Below are 20,268 nucleotides of genomic sequence, written 5' to 3'. Positions count from 1 at the left end.
GAGTATCGAGGACCAATGGACGCTGGTTGAGGAAAAAGGGGAGAAAAGCGAAGGCATTTGGGATCTTGACCCAGGCGCAGCGGAAAAGGCGGAACACGCTTTTAGCGTCCAACCTTGAACCACTTCTTCGAAGTGGCTGCTTTTGGACGCGGTTCCGCCTTTGGAGTGCAGCCGGCCAGGGATGCCCCCCAGAGAAGATCCCAACCCGCTGGAGCGTTCTCCCCTTTTTCCTCGTCTCCACTGCAGTCTGACCAACGGCATTCTCTTTTTGTACTCAAGTCTCACTAGGAGTAAATGGAAGCAGCTCTGGGCAAAGTAAGGAGACAGGAAAGACGAAAGGATGACGAGCTGCCTTGACCAAAAAAGAGTACGTCCTCACTGTTGTTGACAATTTGCTGAAGCATCAGGAGATCCTCCCCAGCGAACTTCAAAATGTACTGCAAGAAGTCAAAAACGACATTGAGCATGTTTCGGCGGATACTTTTTACCTGGAAACCAATATGGTGATGACAGAGCTTCCCCACGAGAGAAAGCCCAACCTAGACGCCCCTTTTTTCCGTCTGTCGGAAGCATATAGCGACCTGAAGGATCTGGCAGAGCAGAACCAGGATGCACATCCTGAGTTTTTTTCCGCCGTCACGCAACTGGAAGGGCTGCTTGATGCCTCAAAAGGCTACTTCCCTGAGTAACGCGATTATTCCTGAAGACATGCTTCAGGAATTTGGGTAAAATTTACTGAATATATTGTATTTTACAAATACTTCGGCTACCATTTACTTCATGAACCAGGAAAGGAGACAACGGCCCATGATGAAATGGAATCGAAATGTTTGGTACTCGCTAACGCTGGCAGTTGGACTGTTTGCTGCGGGATGTTCTCCTTCGGCACCGCCAAACAGCGCCAGCCCTCCAACAGGAGAGGCAGCACAGACGTCTGAACAGGCACAGCCTGCTGCGAACCAGCCTGTCAAAGAGCAAAAACTGATTATCGGACGGGGCGGGGATTCCGTGACGCTGGATGCGATCGCTGCCACGGACAGCGAATCGTTCAAGGTGACTGTCAATGTGCTGGAGACGCTGCTCAATTTTGAACCGGACAATACCAATATCCGTCCGGGACTGGCAGAGAAGTGGGAGATCGCTCCGGACGGGCTTACGTATACCTTCCAGCTTCGCCAGGGAATCAAATTCCACGACGGTACGGATTTCAACGCCGACGCTGTCGTATTCAACTTCGAGCGCTGGATGGACAAAAATCATCCGTTGCACGGCGAAGTCAGCTTTTCCTATTACAACGACATGTTTGGCGGGTTTAAGGGAGAGGAAGGACACATCATTGAAAGCGTCAAAGCTATCGACCCGCACACCGTCGAGTTCAAACTGAAAAAACCGCTCTCTCCGTTCCTCAACAACCTGGCCATGCCTGCGTTCGCCATCGCTTCTCCTGCCGCCCTGCAAAAGCACGGATTGGGCTTCAAGGAAAATCCGGTCGGGACCGGACCGTTTGTCTTTGTAGAGTGGAAGCGCAATGAGACCATTACATTGAAAAAGAATGAGCAGTACTGGCAGCCGGGAGTGCCGAAGCTGGAAGAAGCGGTATTCAAGGTGATTCCCGACAATACAGCCCGTCTGACTGCGCTCGTCTCCGGCGAGATCGACCTGATGGACGGACTAAACCCTGATGACGCCGAGTCTGTAAAAGGAAACGCCGAGCTGCAACTTCTGGATCGTCCGCCTATGAACGTGGCGTATCTCGCGTTTAACGTGGAGAAAAAGCCGTTTGACAACCAAAAGGTGCGTCAGGCCGTTGCCTATGCCGTCGACAAGCAGGGGATAGTGGATGCTTTTTACGGCGGCAGCGCAGAGCCAGCCGTCAACGCGACGCCGCCATCTGTATGGGGCTATAATGATGCTATTCAGGATCGCCCTTATGATTTGGAAAAAGCGAAGCAGCTCCTTGCAGAGGCAGGCTACCCCAATGGATTTAAAACAACCTTGTGGGCGATGCCTGTTCCGCGTCAATACATGACGGAAGGGCAGAAGATCGCTGAGGCGCTGCAGCAGGATTTCGCCAAGATCGGCATCGACGCCCAGATTGTCACGATGGAGTGGGCGACCTATCTGGCGAAGATCAGGCAAGGGGAGCAGGATATGTACCTCTTGGGCTGGACAGGGGACAATGGCGATCCGGACAACTTCCTGAACGTCTTGTTCAATCCCAATGAGAATCGGATGCGCTACAAAAACAAGGAGGTTCAAGACATTCTGGTAGAGGCGGCGTCGACGGTCGATCATCAAAAACGGATCGACATGTACAAAAAAGCACAGGAATTGCTGTTTGAAGACGCGCCGATGATTCCGCTCGCCCATGCCAAGCCGATGATGGCGGCAAGGGCAGGACTGTCTGGGTACGTGTTGCATCCGACGGGTTCGGAAAGCATTGCAGCGGTGGAATGGAAGGAATAAAAGACCTGTTCAGGCTGATTTCGCTCCACAAAAAATGGGGCGTGATCGGCCTTTTTTGCTTTCGCTCTGGTATACTAAAGCATGGATGTGAATCGAAGCGGAAGTAGGGAACTCATATGATTTTTTTTCAAGTCATTTTACCGGTATTGCTGATTTTCCTCAGTGGCTACATCCTGCAGCGGGTCTACAAGCTGGATCTCAAGCCCATCTCGACACTTGCCATATACGTGCTGTCTACGGCTCTTGTATTTCGCACCTTTTACAAAACACCGCTTGACCTGCAGTTGTTCTACATCGTGATCATCTCCATGCTGTTGACCATCGGGCTGATCGTGATCACGCAAATCACGGCAAAATGCTTCAAGTACGACAAGCAGCAGGAGAGCGCGATGATGCTGTCCACCGCATTCATGAACAGCGGAAACTACGGTACGCCGATCATCCTGTTCGCCTATGGCGAGGCAGGATTCAACTACGCGGTGCAGATCATGGTCTTTCACGCGATTATCATGGGCGTGTTTGGCGTCTATTTCGCCTCTCGCGGCAAGGGCGGCGCCAAGGACGCGATCAAGATGGTCCTCAAGCAGCCCTCCAACCACGCTGTCATCGTCGCGATTTTGTTTCAACAATTCCAAATCGTGATCCCGGAGAGCTATTATCAGGCGATAGACCTGGTCGCACAGGCAGCCATCCCCGTCGTCATGCTCATCCTTGGCATGCAGCTTGCCAATGTATCAGCGAAGGGGCTGGAGTGGAAGGGCCTGAGTATCGCCAGCGTCATTCGCTTGATCGCCTCGCCTGTGCTCGCTTATTTGATCTGTCTGCTGTTTCCGATTGATCCTCTTTTGCAGAAGGTTCTGGTCATTCTGGCAGCCATGCCGTCAGCGGCCACCACGGCGATGTACGCCATCCAGTTCAACGCCAGACCGCAGTTTGTCTCCAGCAGCGTGCTGATCACGACAGTGATGAGCGTCGGGACCCTGACATTTTTGCTGCATCTTTTACAATGAGGCTTAACATGTCGGCAAAAGTTCGACGAGTCCGGGAAGGATTTGGAAGGATTCCCGAGTATTCGGAAGAAAGAGTCAACTGATTACGGTTAACTCCCTTTGAGAGAGTCAGAGGGAGTTATACGGCGTTTTTTGAAAATTGAGGCGACGATCGCATTATGGTAAACTGAAAGACATTAGCAATACGAAAACCTTCACTAATTTCATATCGGGCCTAGTTTCGTCTCCAGACGAAAACGGGGGAACCATCTTTGGGGTTAATTCTGTGCAAGCAGAAGGGATGCTAACTGCCATCCTACCCGTCAGCTAACCTCGTCGGCTAAAGCAGAAATTTGCATACAATCTACGTTTGTTTGCTTGCTTTTTCATCGCATGATTGGCAGCTCTATTTGGGCTTTCATTCAGTGAATATGCAAGCTTATTTCCTCATATTTGTATGTGAGAAAAGAGTCGAAATACTGCTTTCGCCGGGATGGCCTTTCCTGGCGCGCGCAGTGGTTCGACTCTTTTTCTTTCCATAAATTTTATCGAAGGAGTGGTGCTTATGATTTCCTTTCACCATGTGGAAAAAAGCATTGGCAATACCTCCATTATCAAAAGTCTGGATCTTCAGATCAAAGCAGGCGAGCTGTTTGTCCTGATCGGCCCCAGCGGCTGCGGGAAGACGACGACCATGAAAATGATCAATCGCCTGATCGAGCCGACAGCAGGCAAAATCGAGATCAACGGAGAGGACATCTCTTTGGCTGATCCCGTGGAGCTGCGCCGCAGCATCGGGTATGTGATCCAGCAGATCGCGCTATTCCCGCATATGACCATCGGAGAAAATGTGGCCCTGGTCCCCAAGCTGAAAAAGCAGGATCGAGCCAAAATCGAGCAAAAGGTAGATGAGCTGCTGGACATGGTGGGGCTCGATCCCAAGGTGTTCAAAAACCGCTATCCGGCTGAGCTGAGCGGCGGCCAGCAGCAGCGTGTAGGGGTAATACGCGCGATGGCAGCCGATCCTCCGATTATCCTGATGGATGAGCCATTCAGCGCGTTGGACCCGATCAGCAGAGAGCAATTGCAAGACGAGTTCGTGCGTTTGCAAAAGACGATCAACAAAACCATTGTGTTCGTCACGCATGATATGGACGAGGCGATCAAAATCGCGGATCGCATCTGCCTGATGAACGACGGGGAGGTCGTCCAGCTGGATACTCCCGAACAATTGCTGCAGCATCCAGCCAACGAGTTCGTGGTGAACTTTATCGGGGCCAAGCGCCTGCGCAAGGTGAAGGAGCTTCATCCAAACGTGTCCAAAAAAGCGGCGACGCTCCCCAAATGGAGTATTTCATAGAAATGGGGTGAGGGGATGAGTGAATTTATTCAATTTTTGACAGACAGATATGATCTGGTGCTCAAACTGCTCTGGGAACACAGCTACATCTCCTTGATCGCGGTAGCTGGAGGCTTTTTGATCGCTGTACCGCTCGGCATTCTGCTGACACGAACGGAAAAGATCAATACCTATGTCATCGGGTTTGTGAATATTTTACAGACCATTCCGAGCCTTGCCCTGCTGGGTCTGATGATTCCGTTGCTCGGGATCGGGGCTGTTCCTGCGATTGTCGCCTTGTTTCTCTATTCGCTTTTGCCGATGCTTCGCAACACGTATACGGGGATCCGCGAAGTAGACCCGGCTTTGATCGAAGCGGCACGCGGCATGGGCATGACCAGTTTTCAAATACTGTGGAAGATCGAGTTGCCGATGGCGATCTCGATTATTATGGGAGGGTTTCGAACAGCAACGATCTATACCATCAGTTGGGCCACGCTGGCGGCTGTCATCGGCGGCGGCGGACTCGGCTACCTGGTATTTACCGGACTTGGGCTTGCAAACGACAATATGATGATTACAGGTGCGCTTGCAACCGCAATGCTGGCGACGATTGCTGACTTGCTTACACGAAATATTCAGAAGATGTGCACGCCGAAAGGTTTAAAGATAAAGCGTGCCAATTGAGGGGGAAACGTTCAGGATGATAAAAGGCAATTGGATAAAAGCACTGATCATAACAGGATTATCTCTACTGCTGGCGACGGGATGCAGCTCCGGCGACGTCGTCAAAATCGGGCATCAGCCCACCTCGGAGCAGACGATTCTGGCGCATATGCTCAAGCAGGTAATCGAGGGCAACTCCGACCTGAAAACAGAGCTGGTAGGCGGCCTGGGAGCTACACCGGTTGTATTGAAGGCCATGCAAAATAACGACATCCAGATCTCCGCTGTCCGCTATGTGGGGACGGACATCACGAGCAGCCTCGGGTTGGAGGAGTTCAGCAAGGACCCGCAGGAAGCATTTGATCTGGTGAAGAACGGCGTGGCCGAAAAATTCGACCAGCTTTGGTTCCCGTCGTATGGCTTTGAAAACACCTACGTCTTCACGGTGCGCAAGGAATTGGCTGACAAGTACAATCTGCAAAAAATCTCGGATCTGGCAGCGCATGCCAAGGAGCTGAGCCTGGGTACGGATTCAAGCTGGCTCGAGCGGCCCAATGACGGTTACCAGGCGTTTATCCAGGAATACGGCTTCCAGTTTGGCAAAACAACGCCGATGGATATCGGATTGGTATACAAGGCAGTAGACACGAAAGAAGTAGATATTGTTCTTGCGTATTCGACTGATTCGCGGCTGAAGGAGTACAATCTCGTTACCCTGGAGGATGACAAGCATTTCTTCCCGCCATACGGCGCTTCTCCTGTCGTTCGCAATGACACGTTGAAGAAGTATCCGCAGTTGGAAGAGGTCATCAACAAGCTGACAGGCAAGATTGATACCCAGACCATGACTGCCTTGAACTATCAGGCGGATATCGAAAAGAAAGACCCGGCGGCAATCGCCCGCGAATTTTTGCTGGAACACGGATTGATCCAGAAGTAAGAGAAGGCTTGATGGAAAGGAGGCAGATGCGATGGATCTCTTGATCGGGACCTTGGGAGTATTTGCGAGCTCCTGGAAACAGCTGCTGGCTTTTACGGGAGAACATCTCTTCATGAGCGCCAGTGCGATACTGATTGCGATCGCAGCGGGAGTCCCGCTGGCTGTATGGATGACCCGCAATCAGCGTGTCGCGTTTCTGATCCAGACTACGATTAACGCAATCCAGACCATCCCTACGATCTCACTTTTGCTGATCGTCATGATTTTTTTAGGTCTCGGCTATGGGACGGCGATTACGGCATTGGCTCTCTATTCGCTGCTGCCTATCGTCCAGAACACGTACGCCGGGCTGGAGAACGTCAACAAGAATTTGATAGAAGCAGGTACCGGAATGGGCATGACCAAGCTGCAGCTTTTGACCAAGGTGAAAATACCGTTGGCTATGCCGATCATTCTGACGGGAATTCGTGTCGCTACGGTGGTCTCCATCGGGGCTGCGACAATGGCTACCTTCGTCGGCGCCGGCGGACTCGGAGAAATGATCATGCGCGGAATCGTCACGACAGACGATCAGAAGGTGCTGGCTGGGGCAATCCCAGCCGCGCTGCTCGTGATTCTGGTCGATCTGATTCTCGGCAAAATCGAAAAGCGCGCCAATTTCCGCTTGCAGACGGCGAAGGCGCAGAAATAAGGGTGTTACAAGGAGCTGTCCTGAGGGGCAGCTCTTTTGTGTTATGTGGCAATCCTCTTGAGAAACTGTCTTTTATTAAAGGCCTGGCGACATACGACGGCTGGTCGAGGAAAAAGGGGAGAAAAGCGAAGGCATTTGGGATCTTGACCCAGGCGCAATGGAAAAGGCGGAACACGCATTCAGCGGCCAACCCTGATCCACTTCTTCAAAGTGGCTGCTTTTGGCCGCGGTTCCGCCTTTGGAATGGAGCCGAACAGGGATGACCCCCTGCGAAGATCCCAACCCGCCTGGAGCGTTCTCCCCTTTTTCCTCCCCACCACTACAGCAGGAGCTTGGTCGTTGTCTATACCCTATAGAAATGTTCAATAATCGAAATTTTTAGAAAAGTGGTACTGTAAATGATAACGATACTTTCTTTAGTAGGAGGATGACACATGGTACCCAAAGCTCACCTGAAAAAGCTTTTCTCCACGGCAACGATGGTGTCCCTGTCGCTCTCGCTGATCGCCGGGTGCAGTACACCGCCAGCCAGTTCGCCAGCATCTGAATCGGGAACGCCGACCACGTCTACGTCCACGGAAGCGCCGGCAGCGACAGCCAACCTCCAACCGAAAAAAGGCGGAACGATCACGATCGGCATCGCCAATGAACCTGACCAGCTGGACATCCACAAGACGGGGATGGCCGTGGCGAACCAGATCGCTGGAAATCTGGGCGCGAGTCTTGTCACGCAGGACCCGGATACCTTGGAATTCAAGCCCTATCTGGCGGAAAGCTGGGAAGTTTCGGAGGACGGCAAAACCTGGACGTTCAAGATTCGTACAGGCGTGAAGTTTCACGATGGGACAGACATGACCGCCAAGTCGATCGCAGAGACGTACCAACGCGCGCTCGATCCGGCGACGGCAGCAAAAGTGGCAGGCAGCAATCTGTCCGAGGTAGAGTCCGTAGAAGCCCCGGATGATACGACCCTCGTCCTGAATCTGAAGCAGCCGTTTGCGCCGCTGCTGCAATTCCTCAGCGATCCAGGATGGCTGCAGCCGTTGTCGATGCAGGCCATTGCACAGGCGGGCGACAAATACGGACGCCAGCCAGTCGGGGTGGGGCCGTGGAAATTCGAAAAATGGGAAAACGGTCAATCCATCTCTTTCACACGCAACGAAGAGTTCGCCTGGGCAGATCCGATTTTCAAAAATCAGGGGGCGCCATACGCGGACAGGCTCGTCTATCGCTTTATCAGCGAGAACCAAACCTTGCTCGCGGCTCTGGACAGCGGTTCGATCGACATCGCCCGAGGCGTCGTAGCCAAGGATGTCGCCAAGTACCGGGACAATCCGCAGTTCGAAGTCAAAGAAATGCTGCGCAACGGCTTGGGGCTGTTCGTCATGCTGAACACGCGCAGGCCGGCGTTCCAGGAAATCGAAGTGAGACAGGCCTTGAACAAAGCAATCAACAAGGAAGCGATTATGAAGGCGGTCATCCAGGGCGAGGGCGTCGTGTCCTATGGGCCATTGCCGCCATCCTTGTTCGGCTATGATGAAGGGGTCATGGATTACGGTCTGAAATACCAGGTCGAAGAAGCCAAGGCGTTGTTGGAAAAAGCGGGCTATACGAAAAACGCGCAAGGACTGTATGAAAAAGGAGGCAAGCCGCTCAAGCTGGATCTTCTGACGCAGACGGGAACATGGGCGCAGGCTTCCCAGTTGATTCAGGCCATGCTCAAGGACATCGGCGTCGAGGTGAATATCGTGACGCTGGAATGGGGCGCGCTGGTGGATACCGCCACCAAGGGAAGTTTCGATATGACGCTGATGGGCTACACGCTGAATGATCCGGATGTGCTCTATCTCTTCCTGCACTCCAGCCAAGCGGACAACGGCTTGAACTTCAGCTATGTCAAAGACGCAAAAATGGACGAACTGCTGGTGAAAGGCAGAACGACGGTGGACAGCGCAGCACGCAAGGACGTGTATAAAGAGATCCAAAAATACGTGGTAGACCAGGCCTGGTGGGTGCCGATCTACACCGAGAAACAATTCAACGTGGTCCGCAAGCCCGTTGAAGGCGTCGGCATCCATCCGCTGCGCGGCTTGATGTACCACGATAGCTGGGTAAACCAATGAAACAGTACATTCTCCAACGACTTGCGTCTGGACTGATCGTCCTGCTCGGGATCTCGATCTTTTCCTTTGCGCTGATCCATCTGATTCCCGGCGATCCCATCCGGATCATGCTGGGCGAAAATGCAACAGCCGAGCAGGTCCATGCATTGCGAGAGCAGCTTGGGCTGAACCAGCCCTTGGTCACGCAATATTTTCAGTATATAGCGGGTGTGCTGCAAGGAGATTTGGGGACGTCCTTCAAGACGGGACGTCCTGTCCTCTCCGAGATCCTGGAGCGTTTTCCCGCTACCGTCAAGCTGGCGCCGAGCGGCATGTTTCTGGCGATCTGCATCGGGATTACGATGGGGGTGCTCGCCGCACGCTTCAAGGATACGTTTATTGATTTCTCCGCCATGAGCATTGCGACCTTGGGTGTTTCTGTCCCGAGCTTTTGGCTGGGCATTCTGCTGATCATGCTGTTTACCGTGAAGCTGGGCTGGCTTCCGATCGCAGGCGGGACCGGCTTTCGCGACCTGATCCTGCCTGCTGTCACACTCGGTGTTCTGGCCTCGACGGTAATCAGCCGATTGACGCGTGCTGGGATGGTAGAGGTCCTGTCCTTTGACTATATCCGGACTGCGCGGGCCAAAGGCTTGGGAGAGCGCGCCGTGCTGTTCGTCCATGCCTTCCGCAATGCGATGATTCCGGTCGTCACGATCATCGGATTGCAGATTGCCTCGCTATTGGGCGGAACTGTGATCATCGAGCGGGTTTTCGACTGGCCGGGGCTGGGGTCCTTGGCGATCAGCTCGATCGCATCCCGCGACTTTCCACTCGTACAAGGGATCATCCTGTTCATTGGCGTCATCTTTGTCTTGGTCAACATGCTGGTCGATATCGTCTACAGCCTCATCGATCCGCGCATTGAAGTCGGGCAGACGAAGGAGGGGACATCGTGAGCCAAGTGAATCCAGCCGTACTTTCTGCGCCGCAGCAAAAGATTTCCGCCCATGAAGACGGGCTCTTGCGCAAGCTGTGGAACAATCCAAAATCGAGATACAGCATGCTGATCCTCCTGATGGTGATCGCAGTCGGCATCGCGGGTCCCTGGTTTGCGCCGCATGATCCGACCAAGCCGTACTACGAGGCATTGCTGGCGGAACCGTCGGCAGAGCATCTGCTGGGGACGGATTCGATTGGCCGCGACGTTTTTTCCAGGCTGCTGCACGGCACGCGGGTCACGTTGATGGTAGCGGTGATGGCCGTCTCGATCACCTTTATTACGGGGACCTTTATCGGGGTGACAAGCGCCTTCGTCGGCGGTGTCGTCGATTCGGTCCTGATGCGGATCATGGATATTTTGCTGGCGATTCCCAATATCATCATGGCGATGGCGATTGTGGCAATCCTTGGTCCCAGCCTGACCAATGCCATGATTGCGGTCGGGATCGCCGGGATTCCCAAGTACGCCCGGCTGACGCGAGGCTCGACGCTTGGCGTCAAGTCATCCGGTTATGTAGAGGCGAGCCGTGCGATGGGAACCTCTCAGGCGCGTATCCTGCTGTTTCAGATCATGCCAAACATCATGAGCACCTTGCTGGTCTACACCACCTTGCAGATTGGCATCGCCATTCTGGATACGGCAGCGCTCAGCTTCATCGGACTTGGAGCGCAGCCACCGACACCCGAATGGGGAACGATGCTCAGCGAGGGCAAGGAGTATATTACGGATGCCTGGTGGCTGGCTACGTTTCCGGGGCTGTCGATCAGCATCGTCGTCTTTTCAGTCAATATTCTCGGGGATGCTCTGCGTGACATTCTGGATCCAAAATCCAATTAATGGGATTTGACGGCTGCCCATTTCCGTTCGATTCCTTTGACCGCATGGATGAAAAACTCGACGAGATCCCGCTTGGACTCGCGCAAGCAGATAATATCGCTCTTGCGGGCAAGCTGCGCCATAGGCTTGGGGGAGATTTCAACAAGCTGCCCGCTGGCAAGCTCCTCCAGAACGCAAAGCTCCGGCAAAAAGCTGATTCCGACGCCGCGCATCACCATCTTTTTGGCAGCTTCGAAGTTCGGGACCTCCATGATGATGTTCGGGAGGATTTCGTTGCGATGATAGTGGCGCTGGATCATGAGCCATTCCAGTGTCCCGTGTGCAAGCACGATATGCGGTTCACGTCCGACCAGATCCCATGTGAGCTTGTGCGGCGGCATGGAACAGAACGGGTGCGAGGCAGGCACCACGAGGCGCATGGTGTCGGTGTGCAGATGATAGGAGTCGATCAAGGGGTGGGAAACCGTCCTGGCCAGTCCGAAATCGACATCTTTGTTCAACACCTTTTCCAGCACAAAAGCGGAGGAGCCCACAAGGATGCGAATGTTGACTCCGGGGTATTTTTCGCGATAGAGCGGCAGGATTTCAGGGAGAATGTGGGTGGACATCAAGAGGGTGCAGCCGATCGTCAAATTATTGCTGGATTGGGGCTGTTCCCGCAATGTAGTGGAAATCTCCTGGTACGCATGGAGAATCTTCTGGGCGTACGGCAGGAATTGTTTGCCGCGCTCCGTCAAAGAGATGTGTTTGTTGTCGCGATGAAAAAGGGGGCCTCCCAGCTCCCGCTCCAAAGATTGAATTCTGGCGGTCACGGAAGGTTGGGTAAGATACAGCGCCTCAGCCGCCTTGTTGAAACTCCCGAGTTGAAATGCGTATAGAAACGCCTCAATATGATCCATATTCATGTCGCAAGCCCCCTTCTGAAGGTTTTGAATCTTTGGATTATGAGCAGTATATCACAACATGCAGGCTAGCTTGTCGAGGAGGTGCCCTATGAATGGCCGACCGTCTGTTCTGGAAGTAAATGGACTGACCACACAATTTTCCAATCGTCAAAACAGGGCGGTAACCGTCGTGGATGGCGTCGATTTTACAGTGAAAAAGGGGGAGACCTTGGGGATCGTCGGAGAGTCGGGCTGTGGAAAAAGCGTGACCTCGCTGTCGATTATGCGGCTGCTCGGCAAGAACGGCGCAGTGAGCGGAAGTGTTCGCTTTGAAGGCCAGGAGACGTTGCACTTGTCTGAAGCCGAGATGCGCAAGCTGCGGGGAAACCGGATGGCGATGATTTTTCAGGAGCCGATGACCTCGCTTAATCCGGTGCTCACAATCGGCAGGCAGATCGGAGAGGTCCTGCATCTGCACACCTCGCTCGGACCGGAAGCGCGAAAGCAGCGGGTGATAGAGCTTTTGACCCTCGTCGGAATCCCTCGGGCAAAAGACATCTATGCGGAGTATCCGCACCGCCTGTCAGGAGGAATGAGACAGCGCGTCATGATCGCGATGGCGATGGCCTGCCAGCCCCAGCTTCTGATCGCGGATGAGCCGACGACGGCCTTGGATGTGACGATCCAGGCGCAGATGCTGGGACTGATCCGCGAGATGCGTGACAACACCGGGATGTCCGTCATGCTCATCACCCACGATCTGGGGGTCGTCGCCGAGATGTGCGACCGGGTGCTTGTGATGTATGCCGGTCAAGTCATTGAATCCGCCGATGTGCGCACCTTGTTGCGAGCACCCAAGCATCCCTACACGATGGGACTGATACGCTCGGTCCCGCATCGGGCAAAAGGCGTGAAGAGGCTGTACGCCATTCCGGGCAATGTCCCGTCCCCTGGTGAATGGCCGCAGGGCTGCCGATTTGCTCCCCGATGCAGCGAGGCCATGCCGATCTGTCAGCAGCAAAGCCCGAACTTGTTGAAGATGGCTGACGGATCGGAGTGCAGATGCTGGCTGCATGCTCCGGATGCCGGTACGGAAGGAAGTGAGCGGACATGAGCCAACCCATTCTGGAGGTCAAAGGGCTGAAGAAGCATTTTGCCAGCAAAAAAGGCTGGTTTCAGCCCCCCTCTTACGTTCAGGCGGTAAATGGAATTGATCTGACCGTCTACGAGGGTGAGACGCTCAGCATTGTCGGAGAGTCCGGCTGCGGCAAATCTACGACCGGGCGCTGCCTGTTGCGCCTGCTGGAGCCGACGGCAGGAGAGGTGCGGTATCGCGGTCAGGATCTGACCAAATTGTCGGGCAAGGAAATGCGGGCGATGCGCAGTGAGCTGCAAATCGTCTTTCAGGACCCTTTTGCCACGCTCAATCCCAAGCTGACGATCCGCCGCATCCTGGAGGAGCCGTTGATCGCCCAAAAGGTCCCGAAGGAGAAGCGCACGCAGATTATCGAGGAGACCATTCAGATCGTCGGACTGACTTTGGCTCATCTGGATCGGTATCCGCATCAGTTCTCCGGCGGGCAGCGCCAGCGCATCGGCATTGCCCGGGCCATCATGCTTCGGCCACAGCTCATTGTGGCTGATGAGCCTGTGTCCGCCTTGGACGTGTCGATTCAGTCGCAAATCCTGAATCTGCTGCAGGATCTGCAAGAGCAGTTCGGCATGACTTATATCTTCATTTCCCACGATTTGGGTGTCGTGGAGCACATCTCAGACCGGGTGGCGGTCATGTATCTGGGCGAGATCGTCGAGCTGGGGCGCAAGGAAGAGCTGTTTCAATCGCCGCTTCATCCGTATACCCGAGCCTTGATCTCCGCAATACCCGTAACGGACCCGGATGAGAAAAAGGAGCGGATCATCTTGCAGGGAGATTTGCCGTCGCCGGCCAATCCGCCGTCGGGCTGCCGCTTTCATCCGCGCTGTCACGCTTGCATGGACATCTGCAAGACAGAGGTGCCCAAGGAGACGTTCATCGCAGGACAGATGGTTCGCTGCCATCTCTACGACGAGAAAAAGGAGAGATAGAATATGTACGCACACATTAATGGAACACGCATTTTTTTCGATGTAGAGGGGATGGGGTGGGTGCCGGACGGGCCGATCCTGCGGGAAAAGCCGGTCTGCTTCGTCCTGCACGGAGGACCGGGCGGCGATCACACGGGTTACAAGCCGGGCCTGACACCGCTATCCGAGCACATGCAGCTCGTCTACATCGACAATCGCGGCAGCGGACATTCGGACCATGGACCGCAGGAGAGCTATACCCTGGAAAACAATGTAGCGGACATTGATGCGCTGCGCAGGCATTTGGGGCTGGAAAAGGTCGTGCTGCACGGGCATTCCTACGGCGGAATGGTGGCCCAGGAGTACGCCTTGCGCTACCCCGATCACGTAGCCGGGCTGCTGCTGTTGACGACTTCGCCGAGCTACGAGTTTTTACACAAGGCACGCAAGATCGTCGAGGAAAAGGGAACACCGGAGATGAAAGAAATCACGGCCGTTCTCTGGGAGGGACAATTCGAGTCCCAGGAGCAGTTGAATCGCTTCTATGAAATCATGGCGCCGATGTACTCGGTCACGCATAACGCACAGCCGAGCGAAGAAGAAAAGCAGCGAACGCTCGATGCCAGGGCTCGCTCCAATCGTTCGTACCATGCTTTAAATCAAGGCTTCGGCGGCTTTTTGAAAACCTTCGACCTGCGGGATGAACTCCCGAACATCACCGCTCCTACTCTCATTATGGGGGCGCGCCACGACTGGATCACACCCGTGGAGGAGTCGGTAGAAATCGCACAGCGCATTCCCAACAGCGAGCTGGTTATCTTTGAGAACAGCAGCCACAGTGTGATCAAGGACGAGTATGAAAAATATCTGGCCGCTGTCATCAGCTTTCTGAAGCGAAGAGTTTTGCCTGCATTCTGATCATCTCGATAATCGCGAATCAAGGAGGGTATCCGCGTCGTCAGATACCCTCTTCTGCATGTCCACACCCTGCCCCTTCTTTCTTGACACCCCTGTCAAAGTCTAGCAAACTAAACGCATAATCTCGTGTTCGGTCAAGCATTGGAGGTGGGAACATGTCGATCGACTTGCGCCAGCAGCGCATGGTGTTGATTGCGGTGCTGCTGGGAATCTTCGTCTCTCATTTTACGGCAGGCGTCATGAATGTAGCCTTGCCCGAGCTGATGAACGTTTTTCAAGTAGGTCTGGGAAGCATTCAATGGATTACGGTGGGGTATCTCCTGGTGATTGCTTCATTCCTGCCGCTGATGGGCAAGCTGGGGGACCGGGTCGGACTTCGCCTGATCCATAACATGGGGTACCTGCTCTTTTTGATCAGCTCGATCCTCTTGGCCCTGTCTCCGGGTTTTGCTGTTTTGCTTGTGCTGCGCGTGGTACAAGCCATCGGTGCCGCGATGTACCAAGCCACCAACGTCGCGATGATCGCCGTCCATTTTCCCAAAAACAAAATGGGGAGAGCGCTGGGGCTGGTCAGTACGGCAGTGGCATTGGGGGCCATGTCGGGTCCGGTCATCGGGGGGATGGTGGCGGAGTGGCTGGGATGGCGCTGGCTGTTTTTGATTCATGTGCCCGTCTCCATCGCGGGTACGTTTTTGGCATTCCGATACATCCCAAAAGATGCGGTGGCAAAAACAAAAGAACCGTTTCCGCTAGTCAGCATTATGATGTTCATGCTGTTGATCGGCTCCTTGATATACGGCATGTCCAACGGCAACCAATACGGCTGGCTGTCCGCACCGACCACGCTGGTTCTGGCGGGAAGCGTCGCCAGTCTGCTGGTGCTGACCCTTTGGGAGAGACGGCAGCAAAAGCCGTTTCTCCCGTTGCAAACCTGTAAAAATCCGATGGTGGCGAGCGGGATGGCTGTTACCTTTGCCTCGTATGCAGCCGCCAATACGACATTGGCTGTCACCCCCTTTTACCTGACCGGCTTTCAAAAAATGCCGACTGCACTGGCAGGCTATATCATGATTGCCTATCCGCTCGTCTTGGCCTTGTCCGGACCGATGGCAGGAAGATTGTCAGATCGCTATGGTCCGAAACGCTTGACCTTGGCCGGTTTGGGATTGATGGGATTGGGCACGCTGCTGTTCGCGCTGTTCTATGAGCAAAGCTCCCTCGTACTGATTGCCATCATGATTGGAATGGTTGGAGCGGGCATGGGACTTACGGCTTCGCCGAACCTGAGCCTGATCATGAAGCATGTGCCAGCCCATGAATCCGCCAGCATCAGCGGGATGGTCGGGATGATCCGCAATGTCGGCATGGTATTCGGTGCGGCGATGGGATTGGGAATGCTGAAGGGGGCGGGCGATGGCGGACAAATCACCGATTACAGCGGTGGCTTTGCTTTGAGTGCTGTCATATGCCTGATCAGCGTATGGATCTTTCTATACGGTGGGCGTCTCGCAAGGAAGGAGAAGCAACTCTTGGTCGAGAGAGAGTCGGCGTAAGAGAACTGTGAAGACACCCTGAGAAGCCTACATAAATAAGCAGGGTAACCTGAAAAGCTGGTCGAGGAAAAAGGGGAGAAAAGCGAAGGTATTCGGGATCTTGACCAAGACGCAATGGAAAAGGCGGAACACGCACTCAGCGGCCAACCCTGAATCACTTCTTCGAAGGGGCTGCTTTTGGCCGCGGTTCCGCCTTTGGAATGGAGGCGTACAGGGATGACCCCCAGCGAAGATCCCAACCCGCCTGAGCGCTCTCCCCTTTTTCCTCTCCTCCTCTACAGCTCGAACAACGACGATTCGTTCTCCATCGTAACCATCATCGATTACACTTACCTCATGAGTAATGGTGGAAAAACCAGGAAATGGGGAGTGGAACCGTGCATCCTCTCATGTTCGCAAGTCTTGTCGTCATTACCACGTCTTTGATGGGCTCGTCATTTGCTGTGGGAAAAATGGGTTTAACGTATTTTTCTCCGCTGCTTTTAGTCGGATTTCGCTTTACGCTTGCAGGTATTCTCATGGCGCTGTGGGTGTGGAGAAAGCCGCTTCCGTCCTCCGTTCAGGATTGGGGCAAGCTGCTGTTGATCGGTTTTCTTCAGACCGCCAGCGTGATGGGCTGCATTTTTCTCAGCTTGCGGACGATTACAGCAGGCGAATCCTCCATCCTGACATTCATGAATCCGCTCCTGGTCGTGATCTGGGGGACCGTGTTTCTCGGCATGAAATATCGATTGGCACAGTGGCTGGGCGTCTTGATCGGAATCATCGGAGTTGTCATTACACTCGGCTCGCAGGTGCAGGTAGAGGCGGGAACATGGTTTGGGATCGGTTCGGCTGTCGCGTGGTCAGCAGCCACGATTTTGGTGAAAAAATGGGGGGCCGCCTTCCATCTATGGGTAATGACGGCGTATCAAATGCTGTTCGGGGGATTGCTGCTCCTGCTCATGGGGGTAACGCTGGAGACACCGCAGATGATCATTACCCCGGAGTCCGTCCTGATCGTGCTATGGCTTGCCGTGATGGCCTCCATCGTGCAATTCGCCACTTGGTTTACCCTTTTGCAAAAAGGAGACCCCGGCAGAACCAGCGCGTTTCTTTTTCTCGCGCCGTTTTTTGGCGTCCTCTCCGGGTGGCTCCTGCTGGGGGAAGAGATTCAATGGCATGTGTACCTGGGTGGTGTATTCATCTTTGCAGGCATTTTCCTGGTGAATTGGACATTTTCCAAAAGGCGCGACGACGAAAAGCTGCCCATTTCGATGGAGCAAGAAGAGGTTAGAGCTGAAGGCCAAATTCGTCAGCGAAGCCTTTGATCCCGGTTTTGGTGACGCGTACCGCGCGATTGTCCTGAAATCGTTCGATCCAGCCCAGTTCAAAAAGCCGCTTGGTTACGGCCGCTCCCAGACTGCCTGCCAGATGATGCCGACGCTCGCTCCAATCGAGGCATTGGCGGGCAAAGCTGCGGCGGCTTTTGGCCGCGGGCTCGATGTCGACGCCAAGCTCCAGAAGCTTGTTTTTCCCTACATCTGTTAGCAAAAAATCCTTTCCACTTTCCTCGAGCATCCTCAGTTCGAGCATGCGGTCTGTCAACGCGACGCCGATCTCTCCTGCCAGATGATCGTAGCAGGTACGGGCATAGCGCATCGCTTTTACTTGATCTGATTCGCGCAGGGAGCGAATGGGCTTGGGCCTGGCGATGACGCTCAGGGCTTCCAGCGCCTGTGCCACTTCCGCACGTGCCAAGCGATAGTACCGATGGCGGCCATAGGATTCATGGACGAGCAAACCGCCTTCTACCAGCTTGGACAGATGGGCGCTGGCGGTCTGCGGAGTGATTCGTGCGGCTCTGGCAAGCTCGCTTGCCGGCAGGGATTTTCCTCCCAGCAGACTGAGCAGAATGGCAATGCGGGACGGTTCGCCGATCAAGCTGGCGACTTCGATCATATCCGGACTGTTGTTCATATGCATGCACCTCCATCTTCATTATCTCACATCCATATTTCGATGAAAAACGAAGCATGCGGGAACATTCCTGCATGCTTTTTTATCCTTTAGGGAAAAACAATGTATTCCGCTTCCTTTCCCTGCTATACTCAAAGGAGAATGATAATCGTTATCAAATGAGGGTGGAGAATGAAAATAGATCGACTCGAACAAGATTGGAGCGAAAGCCCTGCGCCAGGGCAAGAGCAAGAGGATTCATTTGATCCTGGACGCTGCTACATCCGGCTGCGGGACGTATTCATTGCGGAGGGAGCAAGCAAATTGAAGCTGGAGCAACAGCTCACCGAAACGTACGCGCTCATTGTTCATCTCGGAGGCAGCGGGGTGCTGGAGTTGGGAGATAGGCAGGTGGCAATGAAAAAGGATCATGTCTATCTGATTCCTCCTGAGAGCACATTCGGTTGGAGCGGAGACGGAAGCGGAGAGCTGTCAGCGATGGTGCTGCGGTTGGATATTTTTGAGGAAAGAGCTGGCCTCTTTGCCGCCGCAAGTGCAGAACGACTGGATTCAGCAATTGCCCTGCGCAAGGGAATCCCGGTCACGCCAGCGGGACGCTTGGAAAAGCTGTGTCGCGCCATCCACGCCCATTTCAACAGCAAGGACAGAATGAAGGTTTGGCGGGCTCAAATCGATTGCGCGGAATTGCTCTATGCGGCGGCAGCGGTACACTCCGAGCGGGCAGTCGATACGCGACAAGCGCTTGAACGTTCCAAGGCGTACATGGAGGAGCGATATGTCGAGGAAATTACGATCACTCAGCTGGCGGCCATTGCGGAGCTGAGTCCCAAATACTATGTGGATCTATTCAAAAAAACCTATGGTGCCAGCGCCCTTGATCATCTGACAAAGGTGAGAATGGAAAAAGCCAAGCATCTCATGAACCAATCGGAGAGGCTGCTAAAAGACATTGCCCACGAGGTAGGCTACACGGACCCTTTTTACTTCAGCCGCAAATTCAAGCAAACCTATGGCTTGTCCCCATCCCAGTACATGAAGCAACGAAGCCGAAGGGTGGCTGTATACGGACGAACATCAATACTCGGTTATCTGCTGACGCTGAAGGTCATTCCTCATGCAGCCCCTCTGCATCCGATGTGGTCCAACCTGTACTTCACAAAATACGGCAGCGATATCCCCTACCACCTCCACATTGCCAGGCAGAAATACCAGAATAGCCACAATTTGGACCTCGTCGCACAGTCAAAGCCTGAGCTGATTATCACTCACCGGGATTTGGAGCCGTGGGAGAGGGAGAGATTGGCGGGGATCGCCCCAATCGTGGAGCTTCCTGATGAGAAGGCAGGCTGGAAGCAAGGATTGCTAGCTTTGGGGGAAGCTCTGGGTGAACCATCTGAAGCCCGAAGCTGGATAGCCTCCTTTGAATCGAAAATAGAGAGGGAAAAGAAAAGGCTCTTGGAAAGCGGAGTTCGTCCGCGTGTGTTGACGCTGAAACGAGTACGTCATCATTTTTATCTATACCGCAACCAAGGTATGCAGGATGTACTCTATGACGGATTGGGAGTCAGGTCTGCCTGCGAAAACATGGGAGTGGATCGCAATATCCCGATCAGTCTGGAGGAGCTCGACGGTATCGAAGCGGATGTCGTCCTGCTGTTGATTTGCCGGGATTCGGAGACGCTGGCAGAGTGGAAAAAACTGCAGCAATCACCGTCCTGGATGTCGCTTCGCATGGTTCGCGAAAATAAGGTGTGTCAGATCGCTTCCGAGCCTTGGAGGGAGTATTCGCCTATCGCGCTGGATCGGATCGTCGATGAAGCGATGCGGATTTTTACCGGAAAATGTCCATGATTATTC

General features: G+C 53.9%; 17 protein-coding genes, 1 pseudogene and 1 riboswitch. Of the genes and pseudogenes, 16 read left to right on the top strand and 2 right to left on the bottom strand.

Annotated elements, in window-relative coordinates; translation table 11 throughout:
- Positions 1-353: 353 nt before the first annotated feature.
- From EDM58_RS14230 to EDM58_RS14180, 10 genes and pseudogenes are all read left to right on the top strand, one after another.
- Positions 354-689: a hypothetical protein gene (locus tag EDM58_RS14230; RefSeq protein WP_023558155.1), complete on the top strand. Its 336-nt coding sequence runs from the start codon at positions 354-356 to the stop codon at positions 687-689.
- 118 nt (positions 690-807) lie between these two features.
- Positions 808-2,466, top strand: coding sequence for an ABC transporter substrate-binding protein (locus tag EDM58_RS14225; RefSeq protein ID WP_246000735.1), 1,659 nt, complete (start codon positions 808-810; stop codon positions 2,464-2,466).
- A gap of 116 nt (positions 2,467-2,582) precedes the next feature.
- The gene (locus EDM58_RS14220; RefSeq protein ID WP_023558153.1) at positions 2,583-3,476 is read left to right on the top strand and encodes an AEC family transporter; all 894 of its coding nucleotides are present in this window, start codon (positions 2,583-2,585) and stop codon (positions 3,474-3,476) included.
- A gap of 201 nt (positions 3,477-3,677) precedes the next feature.
- A riboswitch (cyclic di-AMP (ydaO/yuaA leader) is annotated at positions 3,678-3,811 on the top strand.
- A 209-nt stretch (positions 3,812-4,020) separates the two neighbouring features.
- Positions 4,021-4,767, top strand: a pseudogene (locus EDM58_RS14215) (ABC transporter ATP-binding protein); the annotation flags it as partial.
- 63 nt (positions 4,768-4,830) lie between these two features.
- On the top strand, positions 4,831-5,481 hold the full coding sequence (locus EDM58_RS14210; RefSeq protein WP_122913898.1) for an ABC transporter permease: 651 nt from the start codon (positions 4,831-4,833) through the stop codon (positions 5,479-5,481).
- A 16-nt stretch (positions 5,482-5,497) separates the two neighbouring features.
- Positions 5,498-6,400, top strand: coding sequence for an osmoprotectant ABC transporter substrate-binding protein (locus tag EDM58_RS14205; RefSeq protein WP_122913897.1), 903 nt, complete (start codon positions 5,498-5,500; stop codon positions 6,398-6,400).
- A gap of 31 nt (positions 6,401-6,431) precedes the next feature.
- Positions 6,432-7,091, top strand: coding sequence for an ABC transporter permease (locus tag EDM58_RS14200; protein ID WP_122913896.1), 660 nt, complete (start codon positions 6,432-6,434; stop codon positions 7,089-7,091).
- 434 nt (positions 7,092-7,525) lie between these two features.
- Complete coding sequence (locus tag EDM58_RS14190; protein ID WP_122913894.1) at positions 7,526-9,214, top strand: ABC transporter substrate-binding protein; 1,689 nt, start codon at positions 7,526-7,528, stop codon at positions 9,212-9,214.
- Entirely contained in the window at positions 9,211-10,152 is a 942-nt protein-coding gene (gene nikB, locus EDM58_RS14185; protein WP_122913893.1) for a nickel ABC transporter permease, read from the top strand. Before EDM58_RS14190 ends, nikB begins: the two co-directional genes overlap by 4 nt.
- Before the next feature lie 74 nt (positions 10,153-10,226).
- Complete coding sequence (locus tag EDM58_RS14180) at positions 10,227-11,033, top strand: ABC transporter permease (protein WP_425455621.1); 807 nt, start codon at positions 10,227-10,229, stop codon at positions 11,031-11,033.
- On the opposite strand, the gene EDM58_RS14175 is transcribed toward EDM58_RS14180, so the two are convergent.
- A complete protein-coding gene (locus EDM58_RS14175) occupies positions 11,030-11,938 on the bottom strand; it encodes a LysR family transcriptional regulator (RefSeq protein WP_023558144.1) in 909 nt (302 codons plus the stop codon). The genes EDM58_RS14180 and EDM58_RS14175 overlap by 4 nt on opposite strands.
- Before the next feature lie 88 nt (positions 11,939-12,026).
- On the opposite strand from EDM58_RS14175, the gene EDM58_RS14170 reads away from it, so the two are divergent.
- From EDM58_RS14170 to EDM58_RS14150, 5 genes are all read left to right on the top strand, one after another.
- On the top strand, positions 12,027-13,031 hold the full coding sequence (locus EDM58_RS14170) for an ABC transporter ATP-binding protein (RefSeq protein WP_122913892.1): 1,005 nt from the start codon (positions 12,027-12,029) through the stop codon (positions 13,029-13,031).
- Entirely contained in the window at positions 13,028-14,002 is a 975-nt protein-coding gene (locus EDM58_RS14165) for an ABC transporter ATP-binding protein (RefSeq protein ID WP_023558142.1), read from the top strand. The genes EDM58_RS14170 and EDM58_RS14165 overlap by 4 nt, the downstream gene beginning before the upstream one ends.
- Before the next feature lie 3 nt (positions 14,003-14,005).
- A complete protein-coding gene (locus EDM58_RS14160; RefSeq protein ID WP_122913891.1) occupies positions 14,006-14,899 on the top strand; it encodes an alpha/beta fold hydrolase in 894 nt (297 codons plus the stop codon).
- 155 nt (positions 14,900-15,054) lie between these two features.
- The gene (locus EDM58_RS14155) at positions 15,055-16,452 is read left to right on the top strand and encodes an MFS transporter (protein ID WP_246000734.1); all 1,398 of its coding nucleotides are present in this window, start codon (positions 15,055-15,057) and stop codon (positions 16,450-16,452) included.
- Between the two features lie 377 nt (positions 16,453-16,829).
- Positions 16,830-17,762: a DMT family transporter gene (locus tag EDM58_RS14150; protein WP_122913890.1), complete on the top strand. Its 933-nt coding sequence runs from the start codon at positions 16,830-16,832 to the stop codon at positions 17,760-17,762.
- On the opposite strand, the gene EDM58_RS14145 is transcribed toward EDM58_RS14150, so the two are convergent.
- Complete coding sequence (locus tag EDM58_RS14145) at positions 17,725-18,411, bottom strand: ArsR/SmtB family transcription factor (RefSeq protein ID WP_122913889.1); 687 nt, start codon at positions 18,409-18,411, stop codon at positions 17,725-17,727. The two genes, EDM58_RS14150 and EDM58_RS14145, sit on opposite strands and share 38 nt — an antisense overlap.
- Positions 18,412-18,582: 171 nt before the next feature.
- On the opposite strand from EDM58_RS14145, the gene EDM58_RS14140 reads away from it, so the two are divergent.
- Entirely contained in the window at positions 18,583-20,262 is a 1,680-nt protein-coding gene (locus EDM58_RS14140; RefSeq protein ID WP_122913888.1) for an AraC family transcriptional regulator, read from the top strand.
- Positions 20,263-20,268: the final 6 nt, after the last annotated feature.

This window comes from Brevibacillus panacihumi (assembly GCF_003710985.1).
Lineage (GTDB): Bacteria > Bacillota > Bacilli > Brevibacillales > Brevibacillaceae > Brevibacillus > Brevibacillus panacihumi.
This window is presented reverse-complemented; position numbering and strand designations above follow the sequence as displayed.

Coding starts and splice junctions, on each gene's coding strand:
- EDM58_RS14225 (WP_246000735.1), top strand. CDS start 808: ATGATGAAATGGAATCGAAATGTTTGGTACTCGCTAACGCTGGCAGTT.
- EDM58_RS14220 (WP_023558153.1), top strand. CDS start 2,583: ATGATTTTTTTTCAAGTCATTTTACCGGTATTGCTGATTTTCCTCAGT.
- EDM58_RS14210 (WP_122913898.1), top strand. CDS start 4,831: ATGAGTGAATTTATTCAATTTTTGACAGACAGATATGATCTGGTGCTC.
- EDM58_RS14205 (WP_122913897.1), top strand. CDS start 5,498: ATGATAAAAGGCAATTGGATAAAAGCACTGATCATAACAGGATTATCT.
- EDM58_RS14200 (WP_122913896.1), top strand. CDS start 6,432: ATGGATCTCTTGATCGGGACCTTGGGAGTATTTGCGAGCTCCTGGAAA.
- EDM58_RS14190 (WP_122913894.1), top strand. CDS start 7,526: ATGGTACCCAAAGCTCACCTGAAAAAGCTTTTCTCCACGGCAACGATG.
- nikB (WP_122913893.1), top strand. CDS start 9,211: ATGAAACAGTACATTCTCCAACGACTTGCGTCTGGACTGATCGTCCTG.
- EDM58_RS14175 (WP_023558144.1), bottom strand. CDS start 11,938: ATGAATATGGATCATATTGAGGCGTTTCTATACGCATTTCAACTCGGG.
- EDM58_RS14170 (WP_122913892.1), top strand. CDS start 12,027: ATGAATGGCCGACCGTCTGTTCTGGAAGTAAATGGACTGACCACACAA.
- EDM58_RS14165 (WP_023558142.1), top strand. CDS start 13,028: ATGAGCCAACCCATTCTGGAGGTCAAAGGGCTGAAGAAGCATTTTGCC.
- EDM58_RS14160 (WP_122913891.1), top strand. CDS start 14,006: ATGTACGCACACATTAATGGAACACGCATTTTTTTCGATGTAGAGGGG.
- EDM58_RS14155 (WP_246000734.1), top strand. CDS start 15,055: ATGTCGATCGACTTGCGCCAGCAGCGCATGGTGTTGATTGCGGTGCTG.
- EDM58_RS14145 (WP_122913889.1), bottom strand. CDS start 18,411: ATGAACAACAGTCCGGATATGATCGAAGTCGCCAGCTTGATCGGCGAA.
- EDM58_RS14140 (WP_122913888.1), top strand. CDS start 18,583: ATGAAAATAGATCGACTCGAACAAGATTGGAGCGAAAGCCCTGCGCCA.